We start from the raw sequence: 19,056 nt of genomic DNA on the forward strand, positions 1-19,056 counted from the left end.
CTACTATAAAAATTGAGTTGCCCATGACCACCTTACAAAAATGCGCATTAAGCAGTGCTCTAATTCTGACCTCCCTCAATACCTTTGCTGATGATCATATCGATAATGAAAATGCCCCTGATCCAGGTGATCACACTAAAGTATCTTCAGTGGTTAGTGTGACCTATGGTAAACAAAGCTACAAAGAAGATGACAACGACCTAGTTCAAATACAGGGACAAATATCTGGTGCCAAACAAAACGGTAACCTATTTCTAGGGCAACTTACTGTTCAAGGCCAAGACAATGGTAAGGTTGGAAGTGATGATTTTAACCTATCACAAGTACGAGCACGTTATTTTGAAGTAACTCGTATCGATTCTGAGATAGCGCCAATGCTCGGTGTGTCTGTCGATTATATAGAGACCAGCTTTACTGATGCTTTGTCAGATCGTTTGTTTGCCCTAGGTGGCTTAATTAAATTGGAAATGCCTTTTAGCAATTGGCTTTCGTTCCCTATTTTAGCTGTTGCGGTTGGCCAAAATAACGACAGTATTGCCAAGACGGGTTACGTTGATGATTGGACTTACGGTGTTCAATTCAATTACTTAAACTCCATTTACCTAAACTCGAATGGTACGCATATTCAGGTCAACCCCCAGTTTAGTTCATTAGATTTTGGTGGGCATCTAGGCACAATAAATCAGTTACAGCTCGATGTTGCGCTACAAATGCCACTAACAAATAATCGTAAGCATTGGGGTAAGTTCACTTACACCGAGTTTTTTGATGACGTAGACCAAAGCTTTGGTCATAACCGACAGGGTACAGAAGTTAAATTCACTTATAGCTACTACTTCTAAAAATGCTCTTTTGACTTGCTTCTGTTAAAAGTAAACATTCCCCCGTTCCCCTTGAGCTGCTCACTGGCAGCTCTGTTTTAAAAGATCTTACTGTCTAACACAAAGAAATAACTCCAAAGTGTTGAGATTAAAAAAAGCTCGCTGATTAAGCGAGCTTTGTCTGTCTTTGAGGCTAGTTCCCTACACCACCTGTTCTTTCTGCTGGTGTATCAGGGGTTATAGCAGGCCACTCCTTAAAAGTGGCTTGATGCTGGGCAACAGCGGCCTGAACTGGGCCAAATGCCCACATTTTCTGACCCATCCATTTTAGGTACATTCCCGATTCTTCTGCAGCTCTTTCATAAGGGTCACGCCTGAGGTTGAAAAGCAATGGAGCATTGAGTTTCTCTTTTGGACCACTCCACCCTTCGTTTTGTACAATAAAGTGTGCTTTCCAATCTTGATAACGAACGGCTTGCAAAGTATCACGCTCGTAATAAAAGATCTCTTTGCGTTTCGATTCGCCATCTTTGGTTAGCATTTCTATTTGGTTGTAACCATCAAGATGAGCCTTAAAACCATCGTATCCCGTTAACATCTTCTCTTTTAGATCTTGAGGGCCATCCGCTGCAGCAACAAAAGTGGGCAACCAGTCCATACCATCAAAGATACCGTTATTTACACTCCCTGCAGGGATCTTTCCTGGCCAACTAACCAATGCAGGAGCGCGAACGCCACCTTCCCATGTCGTGCCCTTCTCACTTTTAAATGGTGTCATGCCACCATCAGGCCAGGTCATGATCTCTGGACCGTTGTCAGCAGTAAACATCACAATGGTGTTGTCTGCTACTCCCAACTCTTCCAGTTTATCTAGCATTTCCCCTACATGATCATCTAAGTCTTTCATGACGACTTCTTGTAGTCCCCAACCATTTTGTCCGAGCATCGCTTCATACTTAGGTGAAAGATGAGTCCACACATGTCCTCTTGATGGACAATACCAAGTAAAAAATGGCTTGTCGGCTTTCACCGCACGTTCAATAAAATCAATAGCATGCTTATTAACCTCATCATCTAAGGTTCGCATTCTCTCAATAGTCAAAGGACCATCATCTTCGATGGTTTGACTGCCCTTGCCATCTGACTTGGCGTGAATCACATTACGAGGAGCAAACTTTTTAAACGCAGGATCTTTTGGCCAATCAGGATCCTCTGTATATTCCATCGCATTAAGGTGATACAACCAACCCCAGTACTCGTCAAAGCCATGCATCGTTGGTAAGAATTCGTCCCTATCTCCTAAGTGATTCTTTCCAAACTGACCAGTTACATACCCCATAGTTTTCAATACTTCAGGGAGTGTTGGTGTGTCCTGGTGCAGCCCTACTGGACCACCAGGAAGACCTACTGAATGCATTCCTGTTCTAACTGGAAATTGCCCCGTAAGAAAGGCTGAACGCCCTGCGGTACAAGATGGTTGGGCGTAATAGTCGGTTAGAAGCATTCCCTTTTCAGCAATGCTATCAATATTGGGTGTTTCACTACTCATCACGCCATTGTGATAAGCGCTTAAATTTGAGATGCCAATATCGTCGGTAAAAATAACAAATATATTAGGTTTGTCTTGTGCCGAATGTGCTGCTGTGGACAGCGAACCCAACAGTAAATATGACAAACATTGAAGTTTCCTTTTCATATTTTATCCTTAAATATTACTTTCTGTTTTTCTGATCATGGCGATGCCCACCACACCAAAAGCGACTTCTAGAGCGAAATAAATGGCAAGTAGCCAATGAGGCATTCCGTCGAGCAAAAAACTGATGAGGCGCCCTCCAGCAAGACCCAACATAAATACGACTAAACTATAAAGCGCGGCTAACTGATATTTATCCCGAAACGCACCTAATATCCAAAATAATAAAAGCGCTAAATAGAGCCCCATTACAGCGCGAAAGATATGACTAACATTAACTGGAGTGGCATCAATACCGAATAGAAACGACAAAGATTGAGTTGGGACTAGACCATAAGAAAGGGCGATGGGTAATAGACCAGCAGAAGCGGCAAGCAAGAATAGACTTTGTACCTTCATCTGACGTCCTCATTTTGTCTCAATTAAAATGAAAGCGTAGACAAGAATTTAAAACTTAACCAATTGAACTCATTGAAATTGTGTGTTTTTTAAGGATGCTGGAGATAGTTAGAAAAAATAGAGCTGATAACAGCTCTATTTAAAATCTTCTGCACTAGACTGTCCACTGCGACAGTGAGCGCTTAAAATCAGTGTAATCAAACTCATTGAGTTTAACGACTTCACCATTTGCACGCTGACAATAGATAGAAGGCATTTTAATGCCATTAAACCAGTTTAGTTTTACCATGGTATAACCTGCACTATCTATAATGTGCAAGCGCTGGCCAATTTCTAGTGGCTTATCAAACTGAGTCTCACAGAACTGATCGCCTGCAAGACAAGAGCAAGAACCAATTACATAGTGATGTTCAGCTCCATCAGTAGCTTCTAGGATAGATGCTGGCTCATCATAAATTAACGTGTCTAATCGATGCGCTTCTGTAGCAGAATCAACAATCGCAGTTTTCTTTTCATTCTCAACAATATCAACCACTGTAACAACAAGATCGGTAGTCTTAGTAATGATGGCTTCACCTGGTTCAAGATACAGCTGAACGCTGTGCTTATCAGAAAAGGCTTTTAGTGCTTGCGCAAGCTTTTCAAGTTCGTACCCAGGCCATGTAAAGAAAACACCGCCACCTAGGCTTACCCACTGCATTGTGTCTAGGTACTGACCGAATTGCGTTGAAATCGAATCGAGTAATTCAATAAATGAATCAGCGCTTTTGTTCTCACAGTTCATGTGGAACATCACGCCATCTAATGCATCAAACATTTGTGGATCAATATTAGAAGCTTGCACACCTAGACGAGAGTATTTACGAGCTGGGTTTGCTAAGTCTTGTCCCGCGACGCTGACACCTGGGTTGAGACGCAGGCCAAGAGAGGCCTTTCCTTCCACTAAATGACGATAATGGGCAAGTTGACTTTGAGAATTAAAGATTAGCTTGTCAGCCATATCAGCCACTTCAAGTACGTCTTGCTCGGTGTAGCCAACGCTGTAAGCATGCGTTTCACCACCAAAGGTTTCGTAACCGAGTTTCACTTCATATGGACCACTACTTGTCGTCCCATCAAGGTAAGGCTTGATAATGTCAAACACGCCCCAAGTCGAGAAGCATTTAAGCGCTAAAACCAGTTTCACGCCCGATAACTCTTTGAGCTTCCGTGCTGTCTCAAGGTTTTGAATAAGCTTCGCTTCATCAATCATGAAGTAAGGAGTTTGCTGTTCAGAATGATTCATAGTTTCTCTAACTTTTTAACCGAACAAAGCCGGTATTAGAACCGGCTTTTAATTACGTTATTTTTGCAGGATTATTTCAAGATTTGAATATCTGGTGCTTGCTCTGGATCTAGCTCTTGAACGTGCCAATCTAGACCAATCTCAGGCATTGTCTCTAGGAACGGATCTGGGTCTAGTTGCTCCATGTTAAACACACCCGCTTCTGCCCACTTACCGCGGAAGTATTGCAGTGCAGCGGTAATTGCAGGAACACCAGTAGTGTAAGAGATAGCTTGGTGCTCTACATCTTCATATGCCACTTCATGATCTGCGTTGTTGTAGATGAACACACCACGTGGCTTACCATCTTTAGTACCACGAACCCAGGTACCAATACAGGTTTTACCTGTGTAACCCGGTGCTAGTGACGTTGGGTCTGGTAGTAGCGCTTTAAGCACATGTAGCGGCTGTACAACAGTACCATCATGCAAGGTTAGCGGTTCTGGGCTAAGCAGACCGATATCACGCATGCAGTTGAAGTAGTTCAGGTATGCATCACCGAAGCCCATCCAAAATTCAATACGCTTTGCAGGGATGAACTCTTGCATAGAACGCACTTCATCATGCGCCATAGAGTAAACCTTGTGCTTTCCTACTAGCGGGAAATCAAACTCAAACATGCGCTCATGACAGCCTACTTGCTTCCATTCGCCATCTTCCCAGTAGAAAGAGTCGCCTTGGATCTCAAGCATGTTGGTTTCAGGGTCAAAGTTAGTTGCAAACTTCTTACCATGGTCACCGGCATTTACATCCATCACATCGATAGTGTCGATTTCATCAAATAGGTGCTTCACAGCGTGTGCAGCAAATACGCTTACTACGCCAGGATCGAAGCCCGCACCCAGAATACCAGTAATACCCGCTTCTTTAAATTTGTCACGGAAGCCCCACTGCCAGTCATAAGCTTGAGGAACCTGCTGACCTTCTGAACACAAATCAACCGCTACAGAAGTATCTAGATAAGAGACTTTAGCTTGCAGACACGCTTCCATGATGGTGATGTTTACCCAAGGAGGACCCGCGTTGATAACTAGGTCTGGTTTTACCTCATTGATAAGCGCAACAAGAGCTGCAACATCGTCAGCATCTACAGAGCGAGACTCGAGCTTCTTAGATGGATCTTTAAGATTATTTTTACCCTTGATCGAAGCAATAATCTTGTCACATTTAGCCACGGTACGAGAAGCGATAGTGATGTCACCTAAAACGTCGTTGTTTTGTGCTGCTTTATGCGCAACAACCCAACCAACACCACCTGCACCAATTTGCAAAACTGCCATTTGTTTCTTTCCTTTATTGTGCCGCTAGCTCTACCGCTAGCTTATCAATGTCATTTAATAGTTTTTCGAAATCTGACAGGGTCAGACACGGATTCAAAATTGTAAATTTCAGTGCTGAATGACCATTTACCACCGTCTCGCCCAATACAGCGACGCCACGAACTAAGGCTTCGATACGTACTTTCTGATTTAGCTTGTCTAAACGACACGCATCAAGGTGCTTGCAACGGAACAAAACTGTCGACAATGCAGGGGCCGCCAAGAGCTCAAACATCTCATGTCCTTGTACCATCTTCGCCACTTGCTGAGTTTGTTCTAGCAGATGATCGTACATTGCACCTAGCGCTTTCGGGCCGACATTTTGCATGGTCATATACACCTTAAGCGCATCAAATCGCTTGGTGGTAGCCATAGTTTTGTCGACAAGATTGGGTAGCTCATCGTGTTCACGGTTCAGATAGTCTGCGTGGTGTAACAGATAATCGAAGTTGGCTTTATCTTTAACCAACAACGAACCGCAGCTGATTGTTTGATAGAACAGCTTATGGAAGTCAACCGATACTGAATCTGCTTTCTCTATGCCTTTTAGACGATCTTTGTGGCTACTCAGAATGAGAGCGCCGCCATAAGCACCATCTACGTGAAGCCAAAGGTTTTCGCGCTCAGCAATGCTTGCCATCACTTCAATATCATCAATAGCGCCATGATCTGTCGTCCCTGCAGTTGCCACAACAGCAAACGGCATTAAACCCTCGGCCTTAGCACTAGCAATAGTCTCAGCCAGAGCTTCTGTATCCATTGTGCCGTCATCAAAGGTGTTCACGCAGATCACTGACTTTTCACCCAGCCCCATCCAAGCTGCAGATTTTTGCACGGTAAAGTGGGATTTATCTGAGCAGATGATACGAAGCTTATCTGCGTAATCTGGATTGCCTAGCTTTTGGATGGAGTGCTTGCTGGTAATATCAGCAAACCAATCACGTGCGAGCAGTAGGCCCATTTGGTTACTTTGAGTACCACCACTGGTAAACACACCATCTGAGTTTTCACCCATCTGGTATTGCTGACAAAGCCAATTAACCACTTTTTGCTCGACATAAGTCGCAGCTGAAGCTTGATCCCATGAATCCATTGACTGATTAAGACCCGCAATCATCGCTTCCGCTGCAACCGCTGGCATGAGAGGTGGAGTATGAAGGTGCGCAATACAGTTAGGGTGTTGAACCATAATCGAGTTTTTGGCAATTAAATCTGAAGCGTCATTGATAACTTCAGTCAGATTTTGATTTCCTGAATCTAAATTAACATGATTAATTTGTTCTTCTAGCGCTTTGGGATCCATACCAGAATACGGCTTATCTACCGCTTCAAATACAGACTTCATTGCATCAACGGTGTGATGCATTACACTGGCAAATTCATCTGCGCCCTGTGCGCCAGTATGAATAAAGTGTTTTTGCCACTGTTTGTTGGTTGGCTCTGGGTCAAGTAAAGAACCACCTGCAGCAAGGATAGCTTGCTCCATGATTTTAAGAGCAAAATCAATCTGCGCGTAAGAGATAATGATTGGTGGCAAGAAACGAATCACACTGCCGTCACGACCACCCTTTTCTACCATCAAGCCACGCTCAAGCGCCGCTCGTTGAATCGCAAGAGTCAGCTCTCCATCAGCAACACGCTCGCCAAACTTATTGCACTCACCGCTTGGCTTAACGATCTCGACGCCAAGCATCAAGCCTTTACCGCGTACTTCTGCAATACAGTTAACACGACGTTGAATCGCTTCAAGACCTTCTCTTAGGTACTGACCTGCTTTTGCAGCATGCTCAACCAAACCATCGCGCTCAATTATCTCTAGCGCTTTAGCGCCCGATACCATTGCCAATTGGTTTCCACGGAAAGTGCCAGTATGCTCACCCGCATTCCATGTGTCGTTCTCTTTCTTGAATACAAGTAGAGACATCGGAAGGCCGCCACCAATTGCCTTAGATAGACATAGGATGTCAGGAGAAATGCCCGCTTCTTCAAATGCAAAACGGTAACCTGTTTTACCCACACCACATTGAATTTCATCCAGCACCAAAAGGATATTGTGTTCATCACAGATACGGCGTAGTTCACGTAACCAGAAAGCTGGCGCTGGGATAACCCCACCTTCACCTTGAACAGGTTCAACGAAGATAGCTGCTGGCTTCATGATGCCGGCTTCATCGTCACAAAGAAGACGCTCAATGTAACGAATGCTGGCTTTAGCCCCTGCATCACCGCCAAGACCAAACGGGCAACGTAGGCTATACGGGAACGGCATAAAGTGAACATCAGACATAAGTCCGGTGCGACGCGCTTTTGTGCCAAGGTTACCCATCATGCCCATAGTACCGTTGGTCATGCCATGGTAGGCACCTCTAAATGCAAATACAGTATTACGACCTGTAGTCTGCTTAGCCAACTTAATCGCAGCTTCAACAGCATCTGCGCCTGAAGGACCACAGAACTGAATTGCAGAGTTTTTAGAAAACTCTTCCGGAAGAAACGCTTTTACTCGTTTAATAAAGGTATCTTTAGCCTGAGTCGTAATATCCAGTGTTTGATAAGGCAAGCCACTTTCTAGCTGCTCTTTCAGCGCTTGATTAATCTCAGGATGGTTGTAACCCAAGGCCAACGTGCCCGCACCTGCCAAGCAGTCCAAAAACATTTGGCCGCGAGTATCTTCAACTAACGCGCCATAAGCACGTTTGATAGCAAGAGGGAGACGACGTGGATAAGAACGAACTTCAGATTCGTGCTCAGCTTGGTCAATTAACATTTGATCTGGAGTTAGGTCATAAATGCCTTCAACAACAGGGACATCACTTGAAAAAACAGCACCAGTGGCTGCCATCTCAAATTCAAATGCAGAGCTCATAGATTTACCTAAATTAGAGTAATGGTTTTCCTTGTTCATATTCAGAACAACGGATTAACATTAAGGATATATAGTATGCAAACACCACTTAAAAAGTGCTGCTTAGAAAAATAGTATTTAAAAGGGATGAACTGTCAGATGTGACGGATCAAGGCTCAGTAATTATAGTGTAAGCCGGTAGAACGAAGCTGATTGTCAAATTAGATTGATGATACATGTTGGGTGCCTTTCTCAATGCCATCTTCGGCATCTTATTCCCATCTATCAAACGAAGGCCGTTTGATACCTACCCTACGTAATATCACTATCAGCTTGAAAGTTTATTACGCGTGTCCCTCAGAGTGCTCTGAGATTGCGCGGGAATTTAGCAAGAAAACGTGATCTTATCAACAGTAAACGTTTGAAACCTGCTATTTATAACCGTAAATTCATTTCAAAATGTTACATGCATATCAAATGATAATTTCACAGATAAAAAAGCCTCAGTATTTCCTCTGAGGCTAGATGCGTGTCTGTGTATCAGTCAGACTTTACTGGAAAGCGCTGTTCATACATATCCATAAAATCTTTACGAATTAAGTTTTCTAGATGATTCGCCTTGTCTGTCGGACAAAATATCATGTAGTGAACAATCTGCTCTGCATTGAGGTTACTCGTTATATGAATGTGAGGCTCCGCACCAGGCAGATCCAAGCCTGCGTGCTTTTCAATCATAGCGTTATAGCGAATCGCAACATCACTAAAATAGGCGCAATGCTCTTCAATTTTTACTGTTAAATCAGGAATCATCGGGTATAGGTTGACGAAGTCTTTCACTACAATGTGAAAGTTATGATAAACATACCTTTTCATAAAATTGAGATTCTTCACTGGGTAGGTAAAGAACATGCTATTTGGCAGTGTCGCTGTTTTACCCGTGTAATGATATTGCCCATGATGAAGATCGATCTCCTGAATCACGGTCGCCATCATATTGTGTTCTAACACTTCTCCGCTTAGTTTTCCAACTTCAATCCAATCACCAATACGAAATGAACGAGAACTGGCTCTTTGTATTGAACCAGTAAAACAAAGAATAATTTCCTTTGAAGCTACAACAATAGCGACGGCAATTGCGGTGACACTTAGAGCAAACTGATTAATCTCTGACTGCCATAAGATAAACAGAATAATAAGGATAAGCGCAAAACTGCCATTCTTAGTCTTTGACATCCAATTGCGCTGTTTTTCCGAAATAAACGCATCATTGCCACGAATCATAGACAATAAGAAGCGGCGCAATAGCCAAATGACGAGCAAAATTAATGCACTGAAGATACTCTTATACGTAAGAAGAAAATCGACAATTGGTTGCAGTTTCTCCACGAGTTACTCCCTAATAGGTATATAAGTGATTGAGAATAAAGGATCTACTCTTAAAAAGAGAACAAATACTTTAACACGAGTTATACAATCACAGTAAGTAAATGGCTAGAAATTGCGCAGAAAAAACATTTGAGAACAAAACGAAAACTTTTTAATAAGTAGTTATTCTACAATCAAAAATTCTAACGCCGTTATCGAGTGTTTTAACAAGCTAGGGTGAACAGTTATTTACTACGATTGGTATTAAAGGCTCAAAAAATAACTTTATTGAATTCTATCTAAGACAGCAAAGAAATAGAGCCTTCTATCTATAGGCTAAGGTATCTTTAAAATGCAAAAAAGCCCTAGCATGACTGCTAGGGCTTTTTGTATTTGGAGCGACACACGAGGTTCGAACTCGTGACCTCAACCTTGGCAAGGTTGCGCTCTACCAACTGAGCTAGTGTCGCTTTCTTACTGCTGACAGCTTGAAGCTGTGAGCTTTATAGATGGTGCCCCGGGCCGGACTTGAACCGGCACAGCGCGAACGCCGAGGGATTTTAAATCCCTTGTGTCTACCAATTCCACCACCAGGGCACGCAAAACTTGTTGCGATGCCGATTACTGAAAAGTAAAACACCATCTTCTTACCGCTGACAGCTTTGAACTGTCGGCTATAAGATTAAATATGGAGGCGCCTCCCGGAGTCGAACCGAGGTCCACGGATTTGCAATCCGCTGCATAGCCACTCTGCCAAGGCGCCATATTCTGTGAGCTGTAAGCATTTAACTTAAAGCTATAATTTTTTGGAGCGACACACGAGGTTCGAACTCGTGACCTCAACCTTGGCAAGGTTGCGCTCTACCAACTGAGCTAGTGTCGCTTTCTTACTGCTGACAGCTTGAAGCTGTGAGCTTTATAGATGGTGCCCCGGGCCGGACTTGAACCGGCACAGCGCGAACGCCGAGGGATTTTAAATCCCTTGTGTCTACCAATTCCACCACCAGGGCACGCAAAACTTGTTGCGATGCCAATTACTGAAAAGTAAAACACCATCTTCTTAGAGCTTTAAGCTGACGCCTAATAGCTATAAGGTTTTATTTGGAGCGACACACGAGGTTCGAACTCGTGACCTCAACCTTGGCAAGGTTGCGCTCTACCAACTGAGCTAGTGTCGCATACTTACAGCTGCTAGCTTTAAGCTGCCAGCTGTAATATAAAATAATGGAGGCGCCTCCCGGAGTCGAACCGAGGTCCACGGATTTGCAATCCGCTGCATAGCCACTCTGCCAAGGCGCCTCTGTGTTACTGAAGAATGTTTCTCTTCGGTACGGGGTGGCATTTTACGGATTCACCCCGTTGAGTCAATAAAATTTTTATAATTTTGATTCGTTTGCTCGCTTTACAAACAAACCGCATGCAAGTGGTTAGATAAGTATCAAATACTGGTCAAATTACGCTTAATTTGAGGTGTTTTTCTGCACTGCAATTTTTACTAACTCTTTGTTTGTGTTGGCGTGAAGACGCTTAGACATAAAATATTTGCAATTGGTTGTCGCAAATACAAAAAAACCAGCTTTCGCTGGTTTTCCAAAATCTATTTTAATCTTCTGAATGGAGTAGATCGTCTTTGGCTGCCATTAAATACTGGACCATAGACCACAGAGTGAGGACTGTTGCCACATACAAGGACAAGTAGCCTATCCACACCATCCAATCGTCGTAGCGCCAGATAAGAACCCACAACGCAAACATTTGCGAAAACGTTTTTACTTTACCGATCCAAGATACCGCTACACTAGATCGCTTACCAATTTCTGCCATCCACTCTCTGAGAGCTGAAATAATGATTTCTCGAGAAATCATTATAATCGCAGGGACTGTAATCCAAATCGTATTGAAGTGCTCAGCAATCAGCAATAGCGCTGTAGCCACCATGACTTTATCCGCCACAGGGTCTAGAAACGCACCAAAGCGCGAGGTCTGCCCCAATTTGCGAGCAGCAAGCCCGTCAAGCCAATCGGTAAACCCGGCAACCCAAAACACCATAGCGGCAGTAAACGGAGCCCATGAGGTTGGTAAATAGAACACAATGACAAACACTGGGATCAAGAATAAGCGGATCATGGTAAGAATGTTTGGGATAGTCAATCGCATTTTATTTACTCTGAAGGCACGTTAAGACAACGCGCTTATCTGACTTTAAATTTAACCCCAATGTTGCGGGATTTTAGTTAGTGTTGCAACGCCTGAACAATCTTTTCTGCCAAAGAATCACTGATACCGGGTACTTTGGCTATTTCTTCAGCACTGGCACGCTTTAGCTCCTGTAAACCGCCCATATACTTCAACAATGCTTGTCTGCGCTTAGGGCCGACTCCCTCAATGCCCTCAAGAGCACTGGTGCGCCTTGTTTTACCGCGTTTGGCTCGGTGCCCTGCAATTGCATGGTTGTGGCTCTCGTCGCGTATGTGCTGCATTAAATGGAGGGCTGGCGCATCACTTGCCAAATTAAACTCATCACCTTCCGCTGTGATCATAGTCTCTAAACCTGGCTTACGCGTAACACCTTTAGCAATACCGATAAGTCTAGGTCGTTTTGGCCACTGATCCCAATATTGAGAAATAATCTCTATGGCTCGATTGAGTTGTCCTTTACCACCATCGATGAAAATAATATCCGGGATCTTATCAACATCGAGTTGCTTAGAGTAGCGACGTTCAAGGACTTGTCCCATAGCCGCGTAGTCATCACCACCGGTAATGCCAGTTATGTTGTAGCGACGATATTCTGGTTTTACCGGGCCTTCATGATTAAACACGACACAGGAAGCGATGGTGCTCTCACCCATCGTATGGCTGATATCAAAACATTCCATACGCCGGATAGACTCCATATTCAGAACCTCTTGAAGCTCCTTGAAGCGCTGTGAAATGGTCATTTTGTGATTAATTTTAGTGGTAATGGCACTTAATGCATTGGTATTTGCTAATTTTAAATAGCGCCCACGATTACCACTTGGATCTGTATGAAAGGAGACGCGTCTTCCCGCCATCTGTGTCAACGCATCTTGAAAAGCTTGTTCCTCAACCAATAGGCCCGCAGCAAATATCAAACGACTAGGCAGTGCCCTACCCTCCGACTGATTTAGGTAATACTGACTAATAAAACTATAAAAAATTTCGTCTTGCTGGCTGTTATTGGGGATTTTTGGAAAGAAACTGCGACTGCCTAAAATCTTGCCCTGACGGATCATCAAAATGTGGATACACGCCACGCCGGACTCTTGAGCATAACCCAGTACGTCAATATCATCGAAGCTATCTTCAGATACAAATTGTTGTTCTTGAATGCGTCTTATTGCCTGAATTTGATCGCGAAATTTAGCCGCCTGCTCAAATTTCAGAGTACGGCTAGCCTCATCCATTTTTTCAATCAGTTGGCCTACTACCAGTTTGTCTTTACCTTGTAAAAACAGGCGAACCCATTGCACAAGGTCTGCATATTCTTCATCAGAAATTACACTAGTGACGCATGGCGCTGCACATCGTCCAATTTGGTACATCAAACACGGTCTAGTGCGATTGGCGTAAATCGTGTCTTCACACTGTCTCATTGGCAGTATTTTTTGCAGCAGATGTAAGGTCTGCCTTACTGCGCCAGAATCAGGATAAGGCCCAAAGTACTCCCCTTTACGCTTTTTAGAACCACGATGAAGGGACAAGCGTGGGTGCTTGTGATTACTGATGAATATATAGGGGTAAGATTTATCGTCTCGAAGCAAAACATTGTACTTGGGTAAGTACTGTTTAATGTAGTTATGCTCAAGGATAAGAGCTTCAGTTTCAGTATGGGTCACTGTCACGTCTATATGATCAATGTGACTGACCAGAGCACGTGTTTTTTCGTTATCGAGTTTTTTTCTGAAGTAACTGCTGAGGCGTTTTTTTAGATCTTTGGCTTTGCCGACATAAATAACAACAGCCTCGGCGTTATACATACGATAAACGCCGGGCTGGTCGGTAACCGTTTTTAGAAATGCGGCTGAGTCGAACCCTGTTGTCACTAAAGTGTCTCTGTATCCAACATTCCGTGACGAATAGCTAGGTGGGTCAATTCAACATCACCACTGATATCTAGCTTGTTAAACAGTCTATAGCGGTAACTATTTACAGTTTTAGGGCTAAGGCTCAGTTGTTCCGAAATATCGGTTACCTTTTGACCTTTGGTGATCATCAACATAATTTGTAGCTCACGCTCCGAGAGGTCCTTAAAAGGATTATCAGAAGAATGTGACACTTGACTCAGAGCCATTTGTTGAGCGATCTCAGGTGAAATGTAGCGTTGACCGCTGTTCACCATTCGAATTGCGTTAACCATTTCATCAGGACCCGCTCCCTTAGTAAGATAGCCGGCAGCACCAGCTTGCATTACCTTAGTAGGAAATGGATTTTCTGTATGAACAGTCAATACAATAATCTTAACGTCTGGGTTAAAACGTAAGATTTTCTTTGTGGCCTCAAGACCACCGATACCGGGCATGTTCATATCCATAAGGATTACATCAACATGGTTATTCCTGCACCATTTTACAGATTCTTCACCGCTTTCAGCTTCCCCTGCTACGTTCATTCCACGGACGTCTTCAATAATACGTCTTATCCCTGTGCGTACAAGCTCGTGATCATCTACAAGGAAAACATTAATCAAACTTGTATCTCCACACTTTTATTTTTTGGCCGCAAAGTTCGTCATGAATGAATCATAACATGCGGTCCTTATTCTACGTTAATGCTGTAGCCAACAACATCCAAATATGCTTACTATTCGCCATTTTTACAACAATTTAGTTCAATTATTATGATGTACTGTTGCATTAAACAGATCGTTCGCTCGTTTTTTGTACCAAACTCGATCTTGTGCAATAAAAATCATAAGCGTTAACTAAGGATAAAGGTCCATTTTTTATCCAATAAAATCAGTAAATTGAAAAACATTGTTGATAGCAACTAAATTCATATAACGGCCTAAGTAAGGGTTTGATATCATAGCCCTTAGTAAGAGTAGCAAAAAGGTTTGCAGATTGCGTTCAGGATTTATACTAACTCGTCAAAGTAAAGATTTAGGTTTTTCTAGCCTTATTGAGCTTTGGGTATCTACAGATCTAGGTCCTACTTTGCTACAAATCCCAGAGCAGAAGTCTGTCTACTTTATAAACACCTCTTTCGAGGCACAGGTTAAGCAATTAGCAAAACAGTGTAATATTCCCTGTGAGACTAAATCACTTCCTCTAAAAACCTTTCAGTTAGAGGCAACTACTGCCTGCTACTTCCATACTCGAAAGCATGCCTCAGATTTTGAAACCGTATTAATTGATCACTCTATTCCCATCTATGAATCCGATATACGACTTGTAGATCGTTACCTAATGGAGCGATTTATTCAGGGGCAAATAGAATTTGATGGTGTCGAGGAGCAAGTCCATGGTTTTACCAAAGTAGGGAATGCACAATGCCGAGCCGCTAAAGAATACTCACCACGCTTAACCGTTGTTTCTTTGGATATAGAATGTTCCGCCAAAGGCGTTCTCTATTCTGTGGGATTAGATTCCAAGCTCGATAGCCGCGTCATCATGATTGGCGAAGTACAACCAAAACAAGACACTCCCATTCAATGGGTAGAGAATGAACGCGCTCTTCTTGTTGCCTTGATTAACTGGTTTAGTCAATTTGATCCTGACATCATCGTAGGTTGGAATGTGATTGGTTTTGACATGCGACTTTTAGTACAGAGAGCAGAGCAGAACAAATTGCGGCTGACACTTGGCCGAGGCAAACAAGCCTGTTTTTATCGACAATCTAATCAAAGCCAACAAGGCTTTATTACCATACCAGGACGGGTGGTGATAGACGGTATCGATGGTCTCAAATCGGCGACTTATTCTTTCGATTCTTGGTCATTGGAGTCTGTCTCTCAAGAACTGCTTCATGAAGGCAAAGCAATACACAACGTGCAGGACAGAATGGAAGAGATAAATCACATGTTCCATCATGATAAGCCGGCTCTTGCTAAGTACAACCTTCAAGATTGTGTGTTAGTAAACAAGATATTTGAGAAGACCCATCTACTCGACTACCTCATTCAGCGCAGTAAATTGACAGGTCTAGCCCTTGATCGTATTGGTGGCAGTGTTGCCGCATTCTCTAACCTATACCTTCCACGCCTTCATAGGGGTGGCTATGTGGCACCTAATCTAACGCCAAACGATTGGATTGCCAGTCCTGGCGGATTTGTTATGGACTCAAGCCCCGGCTTATATGATTCTGTTCTTGTGCTTGATTTTAAAAGCCTGTATCCCGCTATTATTCGTAGCTTTCTGATAGATCCTATGGGGTTAATAGAAGGGCTAAAGCTAGAAATTGGCAATGAACCAGACCAAGCAGTACCTGGTTTTCGCAAAGCGCAATTTCATAGAGAAAAACACTTTTTACCCAACCTCATTGAAGAGCTTTGGCAAGCCCGAGATAAGGCAAAGAAAGACAAAGAAGTGGCTTTTTCTCAGGCCATTAAGATCATCATGAATTCCTTTTACGGTGTATTGGGCTCTTCCGGTTGTCGCTTCTTTGATACGCGATTGGCATCATCGATTACCCTACGTGGTCACGAGATAATGAAGACCACACGAAAGCTTATCGAGGAACAAGGTTATGAAGTGATCTATGGCGATACTGATTCGACGTTTGTATCCCTCAAAAATGAGTGCTCTCAACAGCAGGCAGATAGAATTGGTAATGCACTGACCAAGCACATTAATGGCTGGTGGACGCAACACTTAACCGAAGAATATAACCTCACCTCTCTACTTGAACTGGAATATGAAACCCACTTCTCACGATTTTTCATGCCTACCATACGAGGTTCAGAAACAGGGTCAAAAAAACGCTATGCCGGTTTGATTACTGAGGGTTCGGACTCACGTATTGTGTTTAAAGGCTTAGAAAGTGCACGAAGTGACTGGACTGAGCTGGCGCGAGATTTTCAGGCTCACCTCTACAAGCTCATCTTTGACGGTTCCGATCCCACACAATTTATTGTTGATACGGTCGAACAAGTTGAGAACGGAGAATTGGATAATAAACTAGTGTATCGAAAGCGACTTCGCCGAAGGCTACACGAATATCAAAAGAACATACCACCACAGGTGCGCGCTGCTCGCTTAGCCGATGAAATCAACCAACAACTTGGGCGGCCACTGCAATATCAAAACCGCGGGCGAATCTCCTATATGATGACAATCATTGGGCCGGAACCCCTTGAATACGTTAAGAATAAAATAGACTACGAGCACTATATAGATAAACAGATAAAACCGATTGCCGATGCCATTTTGCCCTTCGTTGGGCTAAAGTTTGATGATATCAATGCTCCTCAGCTTGGGCTGTTCTAATTATACCAATCACAGCGAGTAACTGCGCTCAGAAGTAGCGTTGGAAAACGCTGAATAACCCGCTAGGATGAGCCGCTATTTACTACGATTGGTATTAATACAATTAAAGCGTACAATCGCGCTAATTATCAAAGATACCGCTAAGGAAATCTAATGACTGAACTTTTGTCTTACGATGACACCATCGATACCGCTTACGACATTTTTCTTGAGATGGCCCCAGATAACCTAGAAGCTGCTGATGTGGCACTATTCACCCTTCAATTCGAAGATAGAGGCGCAGCTGAATTAGTCGAAACAGGCGATGATTGGGTTCAACACGTAGGGTTTGAAGTTGATAAAGAAACCTATGCCGAAATCAAAATCGGTTTAGTAAACGAAGCAGATGATACGTTGGATGACGTGTTCGCAAGACTGTTAGTATCGCGCGACCCTGACCACAAATTCTGCCATATTTTATGGAAGCGCGACTAAATTTTGCGTCAGTAAACTCAAAAAACAAACTTAAACAAACAAGAGCCAGATACTAGTCCATCTGGCTTTTTTGTATTCGATGTTTAGATATTACCTTCGACCTAGACGATAGATCAAAGCCATTGCTAGCAGCAGCACTGCATACATGATTAGCAAGGGTAATGCTGATGAGCTTGATAGACTTGATGCAATAAACGAGACCAACGCAGTGCATAACCAACAAGCCGAAAAAACCAAGGCGTTAGCAATACCTGCAAGGTGTGGGAACGGCGACAATGCCTGACCTAAAAATAAAGGGAAAAGCACACCAAGCGCTACTATCACAATCGCTACCGGAAAAACCAGCGCCAATAAACTCAGTCCAAAATACCACTGATACGCAATACCCAACACAACAGAAATTATCGCAAAGCTAACTGATATTTTGACCTTTGTTTCTGCGGCAATCGAAAAAAACAAGCGATTGCAGAGATTACCCATCAACCAACATGCACCAAGAAATAAAGCGATGTTGCCATAAAAAACCGGTGAATGACCCAAAGTTCCCTGCACTAGAAAAGGTGCCACGGTATTAAATGCAGGTAAAATACAGTAAAGAATCCCACAAATAATCGCTACTCGACGAAAACTTGCATTACCAATTATTTCCAACAGACTCCCTTTAACAAAGCTCACATTAAGACGAGTTCGTGTATGCGAGTCCTTGAAAAACACCAGAAGCAAAAATCCGCCCAAGGCAACCCATCCCATCAAGGCATAAAACACCATGGTCCATCCAAAATGAGATTCTAGGTAACCACCAACAAATGGAGACAGAGTGAGTCCTAACGCAAAAGATATGGTTATCCAATTTACAGCACGCAAATATTCTTCACCATGAAACATATCCTTTATAGCCGCCCTACCACCAACCGCAACCAATGAAACAGCAAGACCTTGCATTAGACGAAGTGCTACCAACACCAATATAGATGACGCATTGGCAGCAGCAAAAAGTGCGATCACTAAGACAAAACACCCCACCAACATTGGTTTTTTCCGACCAAAGGCATCGACGATAAAGCCTGCGGCTATTTGTCCTAAACCAAACCCCAGAATCGCGGCTGTAAACGCCCACTGGGTCAAGGATTCGTTGGTTGCTAATGCAGTTTGAATTGAGGGAAGTGACGGTACAATGATATCGACGACAATCCCACCAAGGGCAATCAATACATACATTAATATCGCTAAATTTCGCCTATAAATTCGTTCCATACACTTCTTCATCCAATTTCACTATTTATGCATCTTGGTACATGTCGTTAACTGATATTTTCCTATCGGACAACGAATTGCAATGAAACCCATTGAAAAATAATATTTCAAACC

13 protein-coding genes and 7 tRNA genes are annotated in these 19,056 nt (G+C 43.1%); 3 read left to right on the top strand and 17 right to left on the bottom strand.

The window, feature by feature from the left end:
* Positions 1 to 23: 23 nt before the first annotated feature.
* Positions 24 to 842: a hypothetical protein gene (locus OCU48_RS07340; RefSeq protein ID WP_141345352.1), complete on the top strand. Its 819-nt coding sequence runs from the start codon at positions 24 to 26 to the stop codon at positions 840 to 842.
* 172 nt (positions 843 to 1,014) lie between these two features.
* On the opposite strand, the gene OCU48_RS07345 is transcribed toward OCU48_RS07340, so the two are convergent.
* The 16 genes from OCU48_RS07345 to uvrY all read right to left on the bottom strand — a co-directional run bounded on the left by OCU48_RS07345 (position 1,015) and on the right by uvrY (position 14,477).
* Entirely contained in the window at positions 1,015 to 2,517 is a 1,503-nt protein-coding gene (locus tag OCU48_RS07345) for an arylsulfatase (protein ID WP_141345353.1), read from the bottom strand.
* Between the two features lie 9 nt (positions 2,518 to 2,526).
* On the bottom strand, positions 2,527 to 2,913 hold the full coding sequence (locus OCU48_RS07350; protein WP_141345354.1) for a DUF4345 domain-containing protein: 387 nt from the start codon (positions 2,911 to 2,913) through the stop codon (positions 2,527 to 2,529).
* 154 nt (positions 2,914 to 3,067) lie between these two features.
* Positions 3,068 to 4,198, bottom strand: a complete 1,131-nt coding sequence (nspC, locus tag OCU48_RS07355) for a carboxynorspermidine decarboxylase (protein WP_141345355.1) — start codon at positions 4,196 to 4,198, stop codon at positions 3,068 to 3,070.
* A 71-nt stretch (positions 4,199 to 4,269) separates the two neighbouring features.
* The gene (locus OCU48_RS07360; protein WP_141345356.1) at positions 4,270 to 5,517 is read right to left on the bottom strand and encodes a carboxynorspermidine synthase; all 1,248 of its coding nucleotides are present in this window, start codon (positions 5,515 to 5,517) and stop codon (positions 4,270 to 4,272) included.
* 13 nt (positions 5,518 to 5,530) lie between these two features.
* The gene (locus tag OCU48_RS07365; RefSeq protein WP_141345357.1) at positions 5,531 to 8,422 is read right to left on the bottom strand and encodes a pyridoxal phosphate-dependent class III aminotransferase; all 2,892 of its coding nucleotides are present in this window, start codon (positions 8,420 to 8,422) and stop codon (positions 5,531 to 5,533) included.
* A 519-nt stretch (positions 8,423 to 8,941) separates the two neighbouring features.
* Positions 8,942 to 9,787 carry a mechanosensitive ion channel family protein gene (locus OCU48_RS07370; RefSeq protein WP_141345358.1) on the bottom strand — a complete coding sequence of 282 codons (846 nt, stop codon included), beginning with the start codon at positions 9,785 to 9,787 and terminating at the stop codon, positions 8,942 to 8,944.
* A gap of 373 nt (positions 9,788 to 10,160) precedes the next feature.
* Positions 10,161 to 10,236 (bottom strand) — tRNA-Gly (locus OCU48_RS07375).
* Between the two features lie 40 nt (positions 10,237 to 10,276).
* Positions 10,277 to 10,363 (bottom strand) — tRNA-Leu (locus OCU48_RS07380).
* 92 nt (positions 10,364 to 10,455) lie between these two features.
* Positions 10,456 to 10,529: transfer RNA gene (locus tag OCU48_RS07385), tRNA-Cys, on the bottom strand.
* A gap of 44 nt (positions 10,530 to 10,573) precedes the next feature.
* Positions 10,574 to 10,649 (bottom strand) — tRNA-Gly (locus OCU48_RS07390).
* Positions 10,650 to 10,689: 40 nt separating this feature from the next.
* Positions 10,690 to 10,776 (bottom strand) — tRNA-Leu (locus tag OCU48_RS07395).
* A 92-nt stretch (positions 10,777 to 10,868) separates the two neighbouring features.
* Positions 10,869 to 10,944 (bottom strand) — tRNA-Gly (locus tag OCU48_RS07400).
* A gap of 47 nt (positions 10,945 to 10,991) precedes the next feature.
* Positions 10,992 to 11,065, bottom strand: a tRNA-Cys gene (locus OCU48_RS07405).
* 303 nt (positions 11,066 to 11,368) lie between these two features.
* Positions 11,369 to 11,923 carry a CDP-diacylglycerol--glycerol-3-phosphate 3-phosphatidyltransferase gene (gene pgsA, locus OCU48_RS07410; protein WP_141343969.1) on the bottom strand — a complete coding sequence of 185 codons (555 nt, stop codon included), beginning with the start codon at positions 11,921 to 11,923 and terminating at the stop codon, positions 11,369 to 11,371.
* A gap of 77 nt (positions 11,924 to 12,000) precedes the next feature.
* Positions 12,001 to 13,833, bottom strand: a complete 1,833-nt coding sequence (uvrC, locus tag OCU48_RS07415; protein WP_141343970.1) for an excinuclease ABC subunit UvrC — start codon at positions 13,831 to 13,833, stop codon at positions 12,001 to 12,003.
* Positions 13,833 to 14,477, bottom strand: a complete 645-nt coding sequence (uvrY, locus tag OCU48_RS07420) for a UvrY/SirA/GacA family response regulator transcription factor (protein WP_119010335.1) — start codon at positions 14,475 to 14,477, stop codon at positions 13,833 to 13,835. The genes uvrC and uvrY overlap by 1 nt, the downstream gene beginning before the upstream one ends.
* A gap of 373 nt (positions 14,478 to 14,850) precedes the next feature.
* Here uvrY and OCU48_RS07425 point away from each other — a divergent pair, with 373 nt between their 5' ends.
* Together OCU48_RS07425 and OCU48_RS07430 are read left to right on the top strand one after the other, a co-directional pair.
* A complete protein-coding gene (locus OCU48_RS07425) occupies positions 14,851 to 17,214 on the top strand; it encodes a DNA polymerase II (RefSeq protein ID WP_141343971.1) in 2,364 nt (787 codons plus the stop codon).
* A gap of 153 nt (positions 17,215 to 17,367) precedes the next feature.
* Entirely contained in the window at positions 17,368 to 17,688 is a 321-nt protein-coding gene (locus tag OCU48_RS07430; protein WP_119010333.1) for an HI1450 family dsDNA-mimic protein, read from the top strand.
* Positions 17,689 to 17,778: 90 nt separating this feature from the next.
* Here the strand turns inward: OCU48_RS07430 and OCU48_RS07435 are convergent, their stop codons facing one another.
* A complete protein-coding gene (locus OCU48_RS07435) occupies positions 17,779 to 18,942 on the bottom strand; it encodes an MFS transporter (RefSeq protein ID WP_167496147.1) in 1,164 nt (387 codons plus the stop codon).
* Positions 18,943 to 19,056 lie beyond the last annotated feature (114 nt).

Source organism: Vibrio inusitatus, from assembly GCA_024346935.1.
GTDB lineage: Bacteria > Pseudomonadota > Gammaproteobacteria > Enterobacterales > Vibrionaceae > Vibrio > Vibrio inusitatus.